This window comes from Actinomadura sp. NPDC049382 (assembly GCF_040677125.1).
Taxonomy (GTDB): domain Bacteria; phylum Actinomycetota; class Actinomycetes; order Streptosporangiales; family Streptosporangiaceae; genus Spirillospora; species Spirillospora geliboluensis.
In genome coordinates, this window is the sequence record NZ_JBFARO010000029.1 from 15056 (window position 1) to 30543 (window position 15488).

Sequence of the window (15488 nt, forward strand, 5' to 3'; positions counted from 1 at the left end):
GGAGGTGGGTGGCTGATGCGGATCTGCGTGGTCGCGCTGGGCAAGATCGGGCTTCCGCTCGCGGTGCAGTTCGCCCGTAAGGGGCACCGGGTGATCGGCGCCGACGTGGACGAGCGGGTCGTCGCGGACGTGAACGCCGGCCGCGAGCCGTTCCCCGGCGAGGCGGACCTGGACGTCCACCTGGGCGCGGCGGTCCGCGACGGGCGGCTGATCGCGACGACCGACACGGCGGCGGCGGTCGCCGAGTCGGAGGCCGTCGTCGTGGTCGTCCCGCTGTTCGTGGACGAGCACGGCACGCCCGACTTCGGCTGGATGGACGCGGCGACCCGGTCGATCGCCGCGGGGCTGCGGCCCGGCACGCTCGTCAGCTACGAGACGACGCTGCCGGTCGGCACCACCCGGGGCCGCTGGGCGCCGATGCTGGCGGACGGCTCGGGCCTCGCGCCGGGCGACGGCTTCCACCTGGTGTTCAGCCCGGAGCGGGTGCTGACCGGGCGGGTCTTCGCCGACCTGCGCCGCTACCCGAAGCTGGTCGGCGGCATCGACGCGGCGTCCGCCCGGCGCGGCGTCGACTTCTACGAGCGGGTCCTCGACTTCGACGAGCGGCCCGACCTGGACCGGCCGAACGGCGTCTGGGACCTCGGGTCGGCGGAGGCCGCCGAACTCGCCAAGCTCGCCGAGACGACCTACCGCGACGTCAACATCGGCCTGGCGAACCAGTTCGCCCGCTACGCCGACGCGATCGGGGTGGACGTCATGAAGGTCGTCGACGCCTGCAACACCCAGCCGTACAGCCACATCCACCGGCCGGGCATCGCGGTCGGCGGCCACTGCATCCCCGTCTATCCGCGGATGTACCTGTGGAACGACCCGTCCGCGACGGTCGTGCGGGCCGCCCGCGACGCCAACGCGGGCATGCCCGACTACGCCGTGGGCCTCCTCGCGGACGCCTACGGCGACCTGGCCGGCGCCGGGGTGCTGGTGCTCGGCGCCGCCTACCGGGGCGGCGTGAAGGAGACGGCGTTCTCCGGCGTCTTCCCCACGGTCGAGGCGCTGCGGGCGCGCGGCGCCGTCCCGTACGTGTCGGACCCGATGTACACGGCCGAGGAGCTGGCGGACCTGGGGCTCCCCCCGCACCGGGGGGAGGCGGTCACCGCCGCGATCGTGCAGGCCGACCACGCCGCCTACCGGGACCTCGGCGCCGACGACCTGCCGGGCGTCAAGGCCCTCGTGGACGGCCGCCGCGTCACCGACCCGGCGCGCTGGCACGGCGTGGAACGCGTCGTCATCGGCGGCCCGTCCCGCTGACCACCGACTGGAGCATCGCATGCAGAACGAAGACGACACGGCGGCCGAGGAGTCGCGCGGCCGCATCGTCATGCTCGTCGACAACGACGTCGAGCGGGACTCCCGGGTGCAGAAGGCGGCGGCGTCGGCCGCCGGGGCCGGCTGGGAGGTGCACCTGCTCGGCTGCGCCGCGCCGAGCAGGCGGCGGCGCTCCTGGACGCTGGGCGGCGCGCACGTGCGGCTCGTCCCGCTGCAGCACACGCTCCTGCGGGACAGGCACGGCGTGCTGCGCGCCACGCTCCGCCGCCCGCTCGCGTACGGGCATCCGAGCGTGGCGGACTACCGGCGGCGGCTCGTCCAGTCCCGCCGCGCCGACCTCGCCGCGTCCAGGCTCGCGCCCGGCGGCGGCCCGGCGCGCAAGGCATGGCTGATGGTGCGGCGCGTCACGGCGAAGACGCAGTCGCGGTGGGTCGCGCTGCGCGTGCGGCAGACCGGGTCGCTCAGCGCGGCGCGCGAGAACCCGCACGCGCCGCTGGAGCGGCTCCCGATCAGGTTCTGGCAGGCGGTCCTCGGCGACCGGGCCTGGCGCGTCCTCGACCGCAACCTGTGGGACTGGGACAGCGCGTACGGGAAGATCATCGACGCGCTCGAACCCGACATCGTCCACGCGAACGACTTCCGGATGCTCGGGGTCGGCGCGCGGGCCGTGCGGCGGGCGCGGGCGAAGGGCCGGGCCACGAAGCTCGTGTGGGACGCGCACGAGTTCCTGCCCGGCATCCGACCCTGGGGCGCCGGGCCGCGCTGGCATCCCGCGATGTGCGCGCACGAGCGCGAGTACGCGGGCGACGCGGACGCGGTGGTGACCGTCTCGGCGGCCCTCGGCGAACTGCTCGTCGAGCGGCACGGGCTCAAGGACGAGCCGACCGTGGTCCTCAACGCCCCGATCACGGGCGGGGAGCCGACGAGCGCCGGCCCGGTTCCGGACATGCGGGAGCTGTGCGGTGTCGGGCCGGACGTCCCGATCGCCGTCTACAGCGGCAGCGCGTCCGTGCAGCGCGGCCTGGACATCATGATCGAGGCACTGCCGCGGCTGCCGCGGCTGCATGTCGCGCTGGTCGTCGCCACGCCGCGGTCCGAGTACATGCGGGGGCTGCTCGCCCGCGCCACCGGGCTCGGCGTCGCCGACCGGCTGCACGTCCTGCCGTACGTGCCGTTCGACCAGGTCGTGGAGTTCCTGGCGGCGGCCGACCTCGGCGTCATCCCGATCCACCACTGGCCGAACCACGAGATCGCGCTGATCACGAAGTTCTTCGAGTACTCGCACGCGCGGCTGCCGATCGTCGTCAGCGACGTCCGGGCCATGGGCGGCATGGTGCGGGAGACCGGGCAGGGCGAGGTCTTCCGCGCCGAGGACCTGGACGACTACGTGCGGGCCGTGCAGGCGGTGCTCGCCGACCCGGGCCGGTACCGCGACGTGTACGGCGAGCGGCCCGACCTGCTCCGCGACTGGACGTGGGAGGCGCAGGCCGAGATCCTCGACGCCGTCTACACCGGGCTGCTGCCGTCCGCCGCGCGGCCCGGCCCGTCCCCGGCCGCCGCCGCGGAGCCGCCCGCCGACCGCCTCGTGGCCAGCCAGGATTGATGGCGCAGCGAGCGGACGGCGGGGACGTCGCCGTCGTCACCCCCTGGTATCCCAACCCGCTGCAGGAGTGGGCCGGAACGTTCGTCCAGATGATGGTGGAGGCGACGGCACCCGGCTGCGGCGACGTCACCGTCTACCACACCGAGGCGTGGCTGATGCGGGAGCCGGAGGCGGAGGTGGAGGCGGCGCGGGCGGCGCACCGGCGGCTCCTGCCCGTCGCGCTGCGCCCGCAGCCGACGGTCGCGGGCGCCCGGCTGCTGCGCGTCCCGGTGCCGACGGTCCCCGAGTACACCTTCGCGGACCTGGCCCGCGAGCACGCGCGGTGGCTGCGGGAGGCGCTGCGCGGGGAGCCGATCCCGGCACCGGTCGTCCACGCGCACGTCGGGCTGCGCGGCGGCTGGACGGCCCTGGAGAACGCCCGGCCGGACGCGCGGGTGTTCGTCACCGAGCACGCGTCCTTCATCGACAAGGTCCTCGCCCAGCCGGACTCGCGGGACCTGTACGCGCAGGTCCTCGACCGGTGCACCGGCTTCTTCGCGGTGACGGACGTGCTGCGCGACAAGCTCGCCGCCGCCTTCCCGGACGCCGCCCGCAAGATCGAGACCCTCCCGAACCCGGTGTCGTTCGCGGCGCCCCGGCCGCGTCCCGCCACGGAGCTGCGCCGCTGGCTGTACGTGGGCGCCCTGATCGAGCGCAAGGGCGTCGAACCGCTGCTGGAGGCGTTCGCCGCGTGCCGCGCCGAGGACCCCGCGCTCACGCTCACGATGGTGGGAACGGGCGTGCTCGGCGCCCGGCTCGCGGAACGGGCCGCCGAACTCGGTATCGAGGACGCGGTGGCGTTCCCCGGCGCGGTCGCCCCGGACGAGGCCGCGCGGCTGATGCGCGAGCACGACCTGCTCGTCCACCCGGCCCGGTGGGAGACGTTCGGCATGACGGTGATCGAGGCGGTCGCGGCCGGGACGCCGGTGCTCGTCACGCGCTGCGGCGGCCCCGAGCGCACGCTCGCCGGCATAGAGGACGCCGCCGGGGAAATGATCGCCGTCGAGGACGACCCCGGCTCGATCGCCGCCGGCTACCGCCGCCTGCGCGGCCGCTTCCCGGACGGCCTCGACCTGCCGAAGGCCCGCGCCGTCCTGGACGAGCGGTTCGGGTACGGCGCGGTGGCCGGGGCGCACCACCGGCACTGGTTCGGGGAGGACCCCGGCGAGGGAGGGGGAGGGGGACGGTGAACGTCGTGTTCGTGGCCCTCGGGGGCACCCGGCGGCCCGCGGTCGTCCGGGAGTGCGCGCGGGTCCGCGCGGACGGCGGCACCGCGACCGTGGTCGTCGGGAGGGCGTCCGCGTGGGCGGAGGAGCCGCTCCCGGACGGCGTCGAGACCGTCGACCTGCCCGCGCTCGAACGCCGCTACCGCCCGGCGCCGGAGCGGTTCCTGCTGTACCGGCTGCCGCGGCTGGTGCTGCGGGTGGGCTTTCCCGGCCCGCTGCGCGGGGTCGGCGACCGGCTCAATGCCGGGTTCCGCGCCCGCGTGGCCCGTCCCGTCGACCGGCGGCTGGCCCGCCGCCCCCGCCGCGACCCCGCCGTGATCCGCCGCCGGATCGTCGACCGCGAGCTGCTGCGCGGCCGGTCCGTGGACCTCGTCGTCATCGGCGACCCGCAGTCGCTGGCGGCCGTGTCCGAGCTGGCGGACGTGATCGCGGACGCGGGAGCGCGGCCCGCCTACACCATCGCCGGAGGACGATCCCATGACTGAACGCCCGGCCGGACGCCCGAGCGAGCGGCGCCCGCGCCTGCTGTACCTCGCCTTCTACTTCCCGCCGTCCCGCGCGAGCGGCGTGTACCGGCCGCGGGCGACCGCGAACCGGCTCGTCGAGCTGGGCTGGGACGTCACGGTGTTCGCGGCGCCGCTGCCGTTCCTCTACGACACGATCGGCTCGGTCGACGACAAGCTGATGGACACCGTCGACCCGCGCGTCAGGCTGGTGCGGCCGAGCCTGAACCGGTTCGTCTGGGAGACGGACCTGCGCGAGTACAGCGGGTTCCGGGCGAGGTTCCCGTACCTCGCGCAGTCGCTCTATACGTGGGGGCAGGAGCACGTCTTCCCAGAGCACTACGCGTCCTGGGCGCGGGCCAGTGTCCGGCGGGCGCTGCGGATGCACGCGCGGCGCAGGTTCGACGTCGTGCTCGCGACCGGCAACCCGTTCGCCTCGTTCGGTGCGGCCTGGCTGTTCCACAAGCTGACCCGCACCCCCTACATCATCGACTACCGCGACTCCTGGACCCTCGACCAGTTCTCCGAGGAGCCGAGGTTCGAGGACGGGCATCCCGCCTGGCGGTGGGAGAGCCGGGTGCTGGGGTCGGCGGCGAACTCGCTGTTCGTCAACGACGCGCAGCGCGCCTGGCACGCGGAGCGGCACCCGCACGCGGCCGACCGCATGATGACCGTCCTGAACGGGTGGGACGCCGACACGCTGCCGAGCATCGCCGAGCCGCCCCCGGCGGCGCGCGACGCGGCCGGGGCGGCGGCGGGGCGGCACGCGCCCCGGTTCACCTACGTCGGCACCGTCACTGACCAGCAGCCCATCGAGCAACTGGTCGAGGGGTTCTCCCGAGCCCGGGAACATCCCGACATGGTGGACGCGTCCCTCGACTTCTACGGGTACTTCGGCTTCTTCAAGGGCTCCGTCAAGGTGCTCCGCAACCGCTTCGCCGCCGCCGTCGCCGGGCGCGGCGACGCGGGCGGCGGCGGGGAGGCGGGCGGCGACGGGGACGCGGCCGAGGACGACGCGGTGCTCGCGCCGGGAGTGCGCTACCGGGGGCCGGTCTCCAAGACCGACCTCGCCGGCGTCTACCGGGACTCCGACGTCCTGGTGTTCCTCAACGGCGGCGGCCGCTACGTCACCTCCGGGAAGATCTTCGAGTACATGGCGGCGGGACGGCCGATCGTGTCCGTCCACACTCCGGGGTCGGCGGCGGAGGAGCTGCTGCGCGGCTACCCGCTCTGGTTCAACCCGGGCGGGCTCGACCCGGCGGACATCGCCGTGTCGATGGCGGCGGCGGCGAAGGCCGCGGCCGGGCTGGACGGGCCGCAGGTCGCCGAGGCCCGCGAGTACGCGGGCCGCTTCTCCCGGAACGTGACCTTGGAGCCGCTCATCGCGCGGCTCACCGAACTGGCCGCGCGCAGGCGCGGCGTGGCGGGACGGGGTGGTTCTCGGTGAACGGCGACGCGCGGGCTCCGCGGGTGCTCGTCCTGGCCCTGGATCCCCGGCTCGCCATGGATCCGAAGCCGAGCGTCCCCGCCCGGCGCCAGTACAAGCGCATCATCGGCCTGGCCGGCCACTTCGTGGACGAGGAAGGCGCGCAGGTCGACCTGGTGACGGCGGAACCGGACGGCTGGGACGAGCTGGACGGGCGGGTGCGGCTGCACCGGCTCGACCGGGCGGAGGCCCGGCATCCGCTGCCCTGGCTGGAGCACACGATCGTCACGCGGATGCCGCGCGTCATCGTCCGGCCGGTGGCGGGGCTCGGCCGTCCCGGCGCCCGGCTCAACACGGCTCGGACGCGGCTGTCCGTCGGCGTCCACCGGCGGCTGTTCGTGCCGTTCTACCGGCACGTCCGGCCGATGCTGCTGGCCCGCATCGCGCAGCGGCGGGTGCTGCGCGGCCTCGACCCCGCCCGGCTCACCCGCGTCGTCGTGATGGACCGGACGTCGGTTCCGCTCGGCCGCCGGCTGGCCAGCCTGCACCCGGACATCGTCGTGACGACCCGGCAGGACCGGACCCTGGACGCGAAGCCCTGACCGCTCAGGACGCCTCGGTGAGGACGGCCGTGCCGTCGGCGGCGGGCTTCTCGACGTAGCGCTCGCCGGTGCGCGGGCACTCCCACGTCCCGTCCGGGCCCTCGGTCAGGCGCGCCCCGGCCCGGCCGACCCAGCCGATGCGCCGCGCGGGCACGCCCGCGACCAGGCCGAAGTTGGGGACGTCCCGGGTGACGACCGCGCCCGCCGCGACCATCGCCCAGCGGCCGATCCGGACCGGCGCGACGCACACGCTGCGGGCGCCGAGCGAGGCGCCCTCGGCGACGTGCACGCCGACCGCGTCCCAGTCGCCGCCGCGCTTCAGCGTGCCGTCCGGGTCCACCGAGCGGGGCTCCCGGTCGTTGGTGAGGACGACGGCCGGGCCGACGAACACGCCGTCCTCCAGCACGGCGGGCTCGTAGACGAGCGCGTGGTTCTGCAGCTTCACGTTGTCGCCGATCTGGACGCCCGCGCCGACGTAGGCGCCGCGCGACACGATGCAGCCCGAGCCCAGCCGGGCGTTCTCGCGGATCTGGGCGAGGTCCCACACGGTGGTGCCGTCGCCGAGCTTCGCGCTCGGGTCGACCTGGGCGCTCGGCGTGATGCGGGGTGTCATGCGCTGCCCTCCTCAACGTTCTGGTCGATGCCCGGTGCCCTGGGCGGAGACGGTGCCGCCGCCCTGCGCCGCAGCCGCCGCAGCCGCGCCGCGAGCGGCACCGTGACGTGCACGGTCACCGGGTCCAGGTCGAGCCGCACGTGCGCGCGGCGCGGCGGGAGCAGGGACGCGGTCATCGGCCGGAGCGGGCCGCCGCCGTCCGGGACGCGGACCTTCACGGGCCCGCCGACGCCGTCGATCTCGATGGACGCGCGCCAGCGTCCGGGCCGGACGCCGGTGAGCGGCAGGTCGGCGAATCGGCGGTCGGGCCGGCCGGGGTCGGTCACCAGCGGGGTGCGGAGGACGCCGTCGTCGCCGGCCCGGCGGAGCAGCACGCTCATCCCCGGCGGCGGGGCGGACGCCAGCACCGGCGGCGGCTCGCACAGCACCCGCAGCCGCCGCCCCGACCGCTGGACCAGCTCGACGCTGCCCAGGTCGGCGACGGTGAGGCCGCCGCCGACGTCCAGCGCGAGCGGGCCGCGCCCGCCGCCGGGACGCGGCCGGACGAGCCGCCACCGGCCCGCCGCCTCGACGAGCCCGGCGCGCGGCACCGCCATCCCGCTCGGCTTGGTCAGCGCGTCGGTCAGCACATGGCCTTCGAGGGCGGCCTCGACGCCGAGCGTCCAGCGGCCGTCCGGCCAGGAGGCGGGCGCGGGGCGGAACGCGGCGGTGAAGGCGGTGGCGCCGCCGTCGCCGGCCGGCTCGCCCGGCCGGGTCGTGCACGGGATGCGGTGGCGGGCGCCGTCGCCGTTCTCCACGACCAGGTGGACGTCCGGCGTCCCCTGGTCGGCGTCGCGGATCACGACCGTCCCGGTGACCGTCAGGTGGGGCCCCTCCCAGACGATGCCGTCCAGCGCGGACCGCAGCACCGGGACCGTCTCGTAGCAGGCGTCGGGGACGTCCATGGCCGCGTCCCGGAAGTAGGGGTAGCGGGCGAACGCGCGCCCGGCCTCCAGCAGGACGCTCGGCCGCTCCCCGCTCCGGTGGAACCGCAGGACCTCTTCCATCTCCTCGGCGAGGCCGAGCCGGACGCAGTGCGCGAGCAGCCGGCGGTGCGGTTCGTAGCGGGCCGCCAGCCCGGGCGTGAGCCAGGCGTCGAGCAGCTCACGGGCCCCGGCCAGCGCGGTCGCGCGCTCCTCGGCGGACGCGCCGAGGTAGCCGCGTTCGAGCCGCCCGAACACCTCCAGCTGCAGGAAGCGGTAGTGCAGCCGCTCGCGCGTCTCGCCCGGCTCGGTGTGCGCGGCGACCAGCGCCATCGCCCGCCCGGCGATCTCGTGGACGGCGGCGGTGGGCGCGCCGCCGACCTGGGTGCTGCTGGTGCCGTCCTCCCGGGCGGCCCAGTAGTAGCAGTCGTAGTCGGCGAGGACGGACACCCCGCTCGCGTGCAGGTAGGCGCCGGTGGTGAACAGCTGGTCCTCGTGCGACAGCAGGCCCTCGGTGAACCGCAGCCCGGCCCGCTCGACCAGCGACCGGCGGAACAGCTGGAGCGCGGCCAGCGACATGCGCGGGAACAGGTCGCAGCCGGGGTCGAGGACGTGGGTGCGCTCGATCGTCCGGCCGAACACCCTCGGCACCTTGCGGCCGCCCGTCCCGACCTGCCGGCCGAGCACGATGTCGGTGCCGTTGCGCTCGGCCATCGCCGTCATCCGCTCCAGCGCCTCCGGGCCCAGCCGGTCGTCGGCGTCCAGGAAGAACACGTACTCGCCGGACGCCCGCTCCAGCCCCCGGTTGCGCGGCGCGCCGGGGCCGCCCGAGTTCGCCTGGTGGACCACCGTCAGCCGCTCGTGGTCGCGGGCGAGGCCGTCCAGCAGCTCGGCGCCGCCGTCGGTGGAGCCGTCGTCCACCGCGATGATCTCGACGCGCCCGGCGGGGAGGCTCTGCGTGAAGACCGACTCCAGCGCCCGGCCCACCGTGCCCCGGCAGTCGTACACCGGCACGATCACACTGACCAGGGGTCGCCTCATGGGCCCTCTACCGTCGGACGCCTTCGGAACGCGTTTACCAGGCAACTCTATGGCGCGGATCCCGCCGTCGTGATCTCCCGGACGGCGCTGAGGGACCTTGCCTTGCACAGTTCACCGGCCGGGCCATGTCCGTTAGCGGTATTGCCACCCGTCCGTTACCGGGGCCGCGAGAACCAGGGAGAAAACCCTGGAGAAAAGGTGCCATCCCGTTGATCCGGCGGCGCGGTATCACCGTGCCATGGTTATGGGCATTGTTCTTCGTCTCCTCGTGGCCGCCGGACTCGCGGCCGACGCAGTCGTGCACTGGCGCTTCGCGCCCGACATGGCCCCCGGGCCGAACACCCCGGACGACGTGATCCCCGGGGACGACCTCTTCCGCGCGCAGGCGATCGCCGCGGCCGTCGCCGCCGTCCTGGTGCTGGCGTGGGCGCGGCGGTGGACGTACGCGATCGCGTTCCTCGTCGCGGCGAGCGCCGCCGGCGCCGTCCTGCTGTACTACTTCGTCGACTTCGGGCAGCTCGGGCCGATCCCCCGCATGTACGACCCGCAGTGGTACGCCGACAAGACGATCAGCCTGGCCGGTGAACTGGTCGCGGCACTCGCCGCGCTCATCGGCTTCCTCACCGTCCGGCGGGACCGGGAGCCGGCGTCGCCGTCGCGCCAGCTCGGCGCGCGCTGACCCGCCGGGTGTGCTGGGCGCGCTGGGCGAATTCGAGGGACTCCTCGAAGATCGCCGTCACGTCCCGGACGTTCTGCCAGAGGTGGCCGGCGCCGGCCACCGGGCGGTACTCGGCCCGCGCGCCCGCCGCGCGGAGGGCCGCGGCCATCCGCTCGCTCTGCGCGCACGGCACCATCCGGTCGGCGGTGCCGTGCCACAGCTGGAACGGCGGGGCGCCGCCGTGGACGTGCGCGACCGGGCTGGCCTCCGCCGCGAGGGACGGCGCGTCCCGCACCGGGGCGCCGAGCAGCAGCGACTCGCGCGAGCCGGGGGCGCCGCCGTCCGGCATCGCGGCCAGGTCGTACACGCCGTGCCAGCCGACCACGGCGGCGATCCCGGGACCGGTGAGCGCGGCGAGCGCGGCCAGGTGCGCGCCCGCCGACTCGCCCCACGCCACGACCGTCGCGCCGTCGAAGCCGTACTCGCCGCCGTTGCAGCGCAGCCAGCCGACGGCGGAGCGGACGTCCTCCAGCTGCGCGGGGTGGCGCGCCTCGCCCGACAGCCGGTAGTCCGCGGCCGCCACCGCGAACCCGGCGCGGGCGAGGCGCTCGAACGGGGACGGCCGCCATCCGGCGAACGCGTGCCCGAAGTCGCGGCGCGACCCGCGCCGCCAGCCGCCGCCGTGCAGGAACAGCACCACCGGCGCCGGGCCCGCCGCCGGGAGGTACAGGTCCAGCAGCAGCGGCCGGTAGCCGACCCGGTCGGCGTACTCGATGCCCGCGCGGACCTCCATCACGTCCCGCCCGCGACGAACCGCTGGGTGAGGCCGCCCACGCCCTCCAGCCGGCTCACCAGCACCTCGCCCGGGCGGATGAAGCGCTTCGGCGAGCGGGCATTGCCGACCCCGGCGGGCGTCCCGGTGAACACCAGGTCGCCGGGGAACAGCCGGCAGACCCGCGACAGCCGGACGAGCAGCTCCGGCACGTCGTAGATCATCGAGGAGGTGCGCGCCTCCTGCACCGTCTCCCCGGACAGGCCGCACCAGATCGCCAGGTCGGACGGGTCGGCGAACTCGTCCGGGGTGACGAGCCACGGGCCGGTCGGGCCGAAGTTCGGGTACGACTTGGCCAGGCTGAACTGCGGCTTCGCGCCGGCGAGCTGCGACGTCCGCTCGGACAGGTCCTGGCCGAGCATGATCCCGGCGACGTGGTCCCAGGCGTCCTCGCGGCGGACGGCGGCGGTCTCCCGCGACACCGCCACCACCATCTCGACCTCCCAGTCCACCGTGTCGGACGGCAGCGCGACCTCGCAGACCGGCCCGGCGAGGCAGCTCGGGAACTTCGTGAACGTCACGGGCGCGGTGTCGGGCGGGTACCCGGCCTCGCTGGCGTGCGCCGCGTAGTTGACGCCGATCGCGAACACCTGGCGCGGCCGGGGCACCGGCGGGCCGAGGTCCGCCCGGTCGAACGGCCTGCCCCGCGCCGAGTCGAGCGACGCGGCCCAGGAGCGGAACGCGTCCCAGTCGGCGAACGCCTCCTGCGGGTCGGCGGAGAACCGGCCGTCCGCGGCGTCGGCGACGTCGACCGCGACGTCCCCGACGACGACCGCGGCGCGCCCGGCCAGGTTCGCCAGCCTCACCAGTCGACCCTCTCCGGCGCGGGCTCGCCGTAGGCGTCCTGCCAGGAGACGACCGGGTTGCGCAGCGTCCCGACGCCCTCGATCTCGGCCTCCACGACGTCACCGGGACGCAGGTAGAAGTCGAACGGGTCCGGCTGGACGGCGGCGACGCCCGAGACCGTGCCGGTGGTGATGATGTCGCCCGCGCTGTAGGTCTGCGGCGAGTGGTACGCCACCAGGTGCGGGATCGACACGCGCATCTGCTTGGTGTGCCCCGTCTGCCGGGTCTCGCCGTTCACCCGCAGCTGCATCGCGAGGTTCTGCATGTCGTCGATCTCGTCGGCGGTGACGATCCACGGCCCGATCGGGCAGAACGTGTCGATCGCCTTGCTGAACGAGAAGACGCCCGACTCCATCTCGCGGCGCTGGATGTCGCGGGCCGTGATGTCGTTGAACACCGTGAACCCCGCGATGTGCTCCAGGGCCTCGTCCGGACCGAAGAACTTGCCGGGCTTGCCGATGATGACGGCCAGCTCGAGCTCGTAGTCCAGCTCCCGGGTGAGGTGCTCGGGGTAGACGATCGGGTCGTCCGGACCGATGATCGCGTCCACGTTCTGGAAGAACACGATGCCCTTGTGCACCGGGTGCGACCAGTTGACCGCCTGGAGCTCCTCGTGGTGGTCGGCGAAGTTGCCGGCCGTGTGGAAGAACTTCTTCGGCCGGATGGGCGCGCGGAGCCGCACGTCCGCCAGCTTCAGCCGCTCCCCGGTCTCGGCGGCCGTCCCGCCGCGCTCGAAGAACGCCCGCGTGGACGGGACGTCCAGCTCGATGACGTCGTCGCCGTCCAGCCGGCCGACCCGTCCCTCATCGAAGGTGATCAGCTTCATCAGGCGCCCACCATGTTGAAGCCGCCGTCGGCGAGCATGTACGCGCCGGTGATGTGCGACGCGTCCTCGGTGGCGAGGAACAAGGCCGTGCCCGCGACCACCTCGGGCGGCGGGATCGTGCCCATCGGCGTCTGCGCGATGAGCTTCTCGCGGCGTCCCGACTTCCAGTCCTCGCGCTCCAGCGTGGCGCCGGTCTCCATGAACCCCGGCGCGAACGTGTTCACGCGGACGGACGGCGCGAACGCCGCCGCGTACGACTTGGTGATGCCGAGCAGCCCGTACTTGGCGGCGGCGTACTGCGGGGCCCGCGCGCTGCCCCGCACGACCACCGTCGAGCCGATGTTCACGATGCAGCCGTGGCCCTGCTCCAGCATCCGGGAGCCGAACTCGTGCGTCATCAGCAGCGTGCCCTTGACGTCCACGTCGATGACGCGGTCGAGGGACTCCTGCGTCAGCTGCCGCCACGACATCTGCTCGGTCGCCACGTCCCCGACGTTGTTGACGAGCACGTCGAGCGTGCCCGCCTGCGCGAACACCTCGTCGGCGAGCCCGCGGATCGCGTCCCACGACGAGATGTCGGCCTGCACGACGAACGCCTCGCCGCCCGCCTCCCGGACGCGCTCGGCCGTCCGCTCCGCGCCCTGCTTGGAGCTGTTGTAGTGGACGCCGACCCGGGCGCCCTCCTGCGCCGCGCGGACGGCGATCTCGGCGCCGAACCCGGTGCCGGCCCCCGTGACCAGCACCGTCTTCCCGGCGAACCGCGGGAAGATCTTCTGCTCCGTGCTCATGGGTCCTCCTAGACCAGCGTGCGGCCACCGTCGACGTACATGACGTGACCGGTCATGAACGACGCGTGCGGCGAGGAAAGGAACAGGATCGGGCCGACGACCTCGGCCGCCGTGCCCAGCCGCCCGGCGGGGACCAGGCGCACCAGATCATCGCGGACGCCGGGCCGCGCGAGGTACTCGGCGGTGAGCGGCGTCTCGACGTAGCCGGGCGCGACCGCGTTCACCGTCACCCCGTGGGACGCCCACTCGGCCGCCATCACCCGCATCATCTGGTTCATGCCGCCTTTGGACGCGGCGTAGGGCCCGTGCTTCTTGTGCGCCAGATGCCCCGACACCGACGACAGGAAGACCAGCCGCCCGCCGCCGGCGTCGATCATGTGCCGGCCGGCCGCCTGCGCCGCGCCGAACGCGGTGGACAGGTTGGTGCGGAGCATGCCGTCCCACTCGTCCTCGGTGAACTCCAGGATCGGCCGCCGGTCGTTGACGCCGACGCAGTGCAGCAGGACGTCCAGGCCGCCCATCGCCTCCACCGCGTGCCGGACGGCGGCGGCTCCCGCGCCCGGCTCGGTGAGGTCGGCGGCGAGCGTGTGCGGCTTCGTCCCGCCGGGGCCCGAGGGCAGGGCGTCGAGCCGCGCGGGGTCGCGGTCGACGGCGGTGACGGCGGCGCCCGCGTCCAGATAGCCGCGGACGCACTCCGCGCCGATCCCGCCCGCGCCGAGCACGAGCACGCGGGAGCCGCGCAGGCCCAGCCAATCGTCCACTTGCGGTCCCTCGCCTCTCTCAGGTACTTTCATTGTGTGAAAGTTAATTTCACGATCCAAGAGTATCGGCGGGACCGGTCATGACGTCAAGCGACCGGTCGCGGTACCACATCGCGGCCCTGGCCAAGGGGCTGCAGGTGCTGAGCCTGTTCGACGGGCCGACGCTCTCCCTGCGCACGAGCGACATCGCCGCCATGACCGGCATCCCGATGCCCACGGCGTTCCGGATCGTCTCCACGCTGGAGGACCTCGGCTACCTGGAGCGGCGGCACGACGGGTCCGTCCAGCCGGGGGTGAAGGTGCTGACGCTCGGCTCGGCGGCGATGCGCGGGTCGAGCCTGGTGCAGCTCAGCGACCGCCCCCTGCGCCTGCTGGCGGAGGCGACCGGCGAGACGGTCAACCTCGGCGTCCTGGTCGAGGACCGCGTCCTGTACCTCGCACGGCTGCGCAACGCCGACCTGGTCACCGCCAACGTGCACGTGGGCTCGACACTGCCCGCGCCCTACACGTCCATGGGCAAGGTGCTACTCGCCTACCTGCCGCAGGACGACCTTGACCGGCGTATCACCGACGCGTCCCTACCACCGGGCGCCGGCCCCAACGCGGTCACCAACATGTCCGCCCTGCGCGCCCAGCTAGAACAGATCCGCCGCGACGGCTACGCGGTACAGGACGAGGAACTAGCGCAGGGCCTCCGCTCGGTCTCGGTCCCGGTGTTCGGCTCAGACGACGCCCCGGCCGCCGCAGTGAACGTCGCCGTCTCCGCGATGCGCCGCTCCAACGCCGACCTGCACGGCGAGATCCTCGACCGCCTGCGCGAGACCGCCGACGACATCAGCACCAGACTGAGGACACATTGAAGGACACCGAAGCCACCGCGCGGCAGCACCCCTTCACACCGGACGAACTGGACGCCGACCGCCTGGCCGTCTACCGGTCGATCACCGAGGGCCCGCGCGCCAAGGGCCCCCGCCTGTTCGACCTCGTCTCGGACTCGGGCGTCCTGGCCGGCCCCTTCAACGAGTTCCTGCTGCGTCCCGCCCTCGGCGACGCCCTGCAACGCCTCGGCGCGGCCATCCGCTACGAGGGAGCGCTCAGCGGACGGTCCCGCGAGATGGCGATCCTGGTCGTGGCCGCCGCCTGGGACAGCGAGTTCGAACGCACCGCCCACGAGGCCGTAGGCCGCGCGGCCGGCCTCACAGAGGAGGAACTGGCCGCCATAGCCGCCAGCGCCCCACTAGCCCTGGCCGACCCGCACGAGGCCGCCGTCCTCCGCCTAACCCGCGCCCTAACGACCGGCGACGTAGACGACGAAACCTGGTCAGCCTGCGTCCCACCCCTGGACCGCGAGACGGTATTCGAACTGACCACCCTCGTCGGCTACTACGCCACCCTCGCCCTCCAAATGCGAACCTTCCGCGTCTAGTCCCGCCGAT

The 15488-nt window shown here is 74.3% G+C and carries 16 protein-coding genes; 9 read left to right on the forward strand and 7 right to left on the reverse strand.

Features of this window, described 5'->3' with window-relative positions; genetic code table 11:
- The first annotated feature begins 15 nt into the window (after positions 1-15).
- The 6 genes from AB0K34_RS19430 to AB0K34_RS19455 are packed head-to-tail and all read left to right on the forward strand — an operon-like array spanning position 16 to position 6725.
- Positions 16-1308 carry a nucleotide sugar dehydrogenase gene (locus tag AB0K34_RS19430; RefSeq protein WP_364550095.1) on the forward strand — a complete coding sequence of 431 codons (1293 nt, stop codon included), beginning with the start codon at positions 16-18 and terminating at the stop codon, positions 1306-1308.
- A gap of 19 nt (positions 1309-1327) precedes the next feature.
- Positions 1328-2929, forward strand: coding sequence for a glycosyltransferase family 4 protein (locus tag AB0K34_RS19435; RefSeq protein WP_364550097.1), 1602 nt, complete (start codon positions 1328-1330; stop codon positions 2927-2929).
- Complete coding sequence (locus tag AB0K34_RS19440; RefSeq protein WP_364550098.1) at positions 2929-4158, forward strand: glycosyltransferase; 1230 nt, start codon at positions 2929-2931, stop codon at positions 4156-4158. The genes AB0K34_RS19435 and AB0K34_RS19440 overlap by 1 nt, the downstream gene beginning before the upstream one ends.
- Positions 4155-4679, forward strand: a complete 525-nt coding sequence (locus tag AB0K34_RS19445) for a hypothetical protein (RefSeq protein WP_301174884.1) — start codon at positions 4155-4157, stop codon at positions 4677-4679. The genes AB0K34_RS19440 and AB0K34_RS19445 overlap by 4 nt, the downstream gene beginning before the upstream one ends.
- Positions 4672-6144, forward strand: coding sequence for a glycosyltransferase (locus AB0K34_RS19450; RefSeq protein WP_364550100.1), 1473 nt, complete (start codon positions 4672-4674; stop codon positions 6142-6144). Before AB0K34_RS19445 ends, AB0K34_RS19450 begins: the two co-directional genes overlap by 8 nt.
- On the forward strand, positions 6141-6725 hold the full coding sequence (locus AB0K34_RS19455; protein ID WP_364550102.1) for a hypothetical protein: 585 nt from the start codon (positions 6141-6143) through the stop codon (positions 6723-6725). The genes AB0K34_RS19450 and AB0K34_RS19455 overlap by 4 nt, the downstream gene beginning before the upstream one ends.
- Before the next feature lie 4 nt (positions 6726-6729).
- Here the strand turns inward: AB0K34_RS19455 and AB0K34_RS19460 are convergent, their stop codons facing one another.
- The gene (locus AB0K34_RS19460; RefSeq protein ID WP_364550104.1) at positions 6730-7338 is read right to left on the reverse strand and encodes an acyltransferase; all 609 of its coding nucleotides are present in this window, start codon (positions 7336-7338) and stop codon (positions 6730-6732) included.
- Positions 7335-9341 (reverse strand): glycosyltransferase family 2 protein, encoded by a 2007-nt coding sequence (locus tag AB0K34_RS19465; protein WP_364550106.1) that lies wholly within the window; start codon positions 9339-9341, stop codon positions 7335-7337. The genes AB0K34_RS19460 and AB0K34_RS19465 overlap by 4 nt, the downstream gene beginning before the upstream one ends.
- 268 nt (positions 9342-9609) lie before the next feature.
- Between AB0K34_RS19465 and AB0K34_RS19470 the strand changes: the two genes are divergently transcribed.
- A complete protein-coding gene (locus AB0K34_RS19470) occupies positions 9610-10020 on the forward strand; it encodes a hypothetical protein (protein WP_364550108.1) in 411 nt (136 codons plus the stop codon).
- Here AB0K34_RS19470 and AB0K34_RS19475 read toward each other — a convergent pair.
- From AB0K34_RS19475 to AB0K34_RS19495, 5 genes are read right to left on the reverse strand one after another with little or no spacing between them, the layout of a single operon-like run.
- Positions 9962-10792, reverse strand: a complete 831-nt coding sequence (locus AB0K34_RS19475) for an alpha/beta hydrolase (RefSeq protein WP_364550109.1) — start codon at positions 10790-10792, stop codon at positions 9962-9964. The two genes, AB0K34_RS19470 and AB0K34_RS19475, sit on opposite strands and share 59 nt — an antisense overlap.
- Positions 10792-11637 carry a fumarylacetoacetate hydrolase family protein gene (locus AB0K34_RS19480; protein ID WP_301174880.1) on the reverse strand — a complete coding sequence of 282 codons (846 nt, stop codon included), beginning with the start codon at positions 11635-11637 and terminating at the stop codon, positions 10792-10794. The genes AB0K34_RS19475 and AB0K34_RS19480 overlap by 1 nt, the downstream gene beginning before the upstream one ends.
- Positions 11634-12503, reverse strand: a complete 870-nt coding sequence (locus AB0K34_RS19485) for a fumarylacetoacetate hydrolase family protein (RefSeq protein ID WP_138637093.1) — start codon at positions 12501-12503, stop codon at positions 11634-11636. Before AB0K34_RS19485 ends, AB0K34_RS19480 begins: the two co-directional genes overlap by 4 nt.
- Entirely contained in the window at positions 12503-13291 is a 789-nt protein-coding gene (locus AB0K34_RS19490; RefSeq protein ID WP_138637091.1) for an SDR family oxidoreductase, read from the reverse strand. The genes AB0K34_RS19485 and AB0K34_RS19490 overlap by 1 nt, the downstream gene beginning before the upstream one ends.
- An 8-nt stretch (positions 13292-13299) precedes the next feature.
- A complete protein-coding gene (locus AB0K34_RS19495) occupies positions 13300-14052 on the reverse strand; it encodes an SDR family NAD(P)-dependent oxidoreductase (protein ID WP_205719289.1) in 753 nt (250 codons plus the stop codon).
- Positions 14053-14132: 80 nt separating this feature from the next.
- On the opposite strand from AB0K34_RS19495, the gene AB0K34_RS19500 reads away from it, so the two are divergent.
- Both AB0K34_RS19500 and AB0K34_RS19505 read left to right on the forward strand, forming a co-directional pair.
- Positions 14133-14912 carry an IclR family transcriptional regulator gene (locus AB0K34_RS19500; protein WP_138637089.1) on the forward strand — a complete coding sequence of 260 codons (780 nt, stop codon included), beginning with the start codon at positions 14133-14135 and terminating at the stop codon, positions 14910-14912.
- Complete coding sequence (locus AB0K34_RS19505) at positions 14909-15478, forward strand: carboxymuconolactone decarboxylase family protein (protein ID WP_205719288.1); 570 nt, start codon at positions 14909-14911, stop codon at positions 15476-15478. Before AB0K34_RS19500 ends, AB0K34_RS19505 begins: the two co-directional genes overlap by 4 nt.
- Positions 15479-15488 lie beyond the last annotated feature (10 nt).

Excerpts from the sequence above, each read along its gene's own strand:
- AB0K34_RS19430 (WP_364550095.1), top strand. The coding sequence starts at position 16 with ATGCGGATCTGCGTGGTCGCGCTGGGCAAGATCGGGCTTCCGCTCGCG.
- AB0K34_RS19435 (WP_364550097.1), top strand. The coding sequence starts at position 1,328 with ATGCAGAACGAAGACGACACGGCGGCCGAGGAGTCGCGCGGCCGCATC.
- AB0K34_RS19440 (WP_364550098.1), top strand. The coding sequence starts at position 2,929 with ATGGCGCAGCGAGCGGACGGCGGGGACGTCGCCGTCGTCACCCCCTGG.
- AB0K34_RS19450 (WP_364550100.1), top strand. The coding sequence starts at position 4,672 with ATGACTGAACGCCCGGCCGGACGCCCGAGCGAGCGGCGCCCGCGCCTG.
- AB0K34_RS19460 (WP_364550104.1), bottom strand. The coding sequence starts at position 7,338 with ATGACACCCCGCATCACGCCGAGCGCCCAGGTCGACCCGAGCGCGAAG.
- AB0K34_RS19465 (WP_364550106.1), bottom strand. The coding sequence starts at position 9,341 with ATGAGGCGACCCCTGGTCAGTGTGATCGTGCCGGTGTACGACTGCCGG.
- AB0K34_RS19475 (WP_364550109.1), bottom strand. The coding sequence starts at position 10,792 with ATGGAGGTCCGCGCGGGCATCGAGTACGCCGACCGGGTCGGCTACCGG.
- AB0K34_RS19485 (WP_138637093.1), bottom strand. The coding sequence starts at position 12,503 with ATGAAGCTGATCACCTTCGATGAGGGACGGGTCGGCCGGCTGGACGGC.
- AB0K34_RS19490 (WP_138637091.1), bottom strand. The coding sequence starts at position 13,291 with ATGAGCACGGAGCAGAAGATCTTCCCGCGGTTCGCCGGGAAGACGGTG.
- AB0K34_RS19500 (WP_138637089.1), top strand. The coding sequence starts at position 14,133 with ATGACGTCAAGCGACCGGTCGCGGTACCACATCGCGGCCCTGGCCAAG.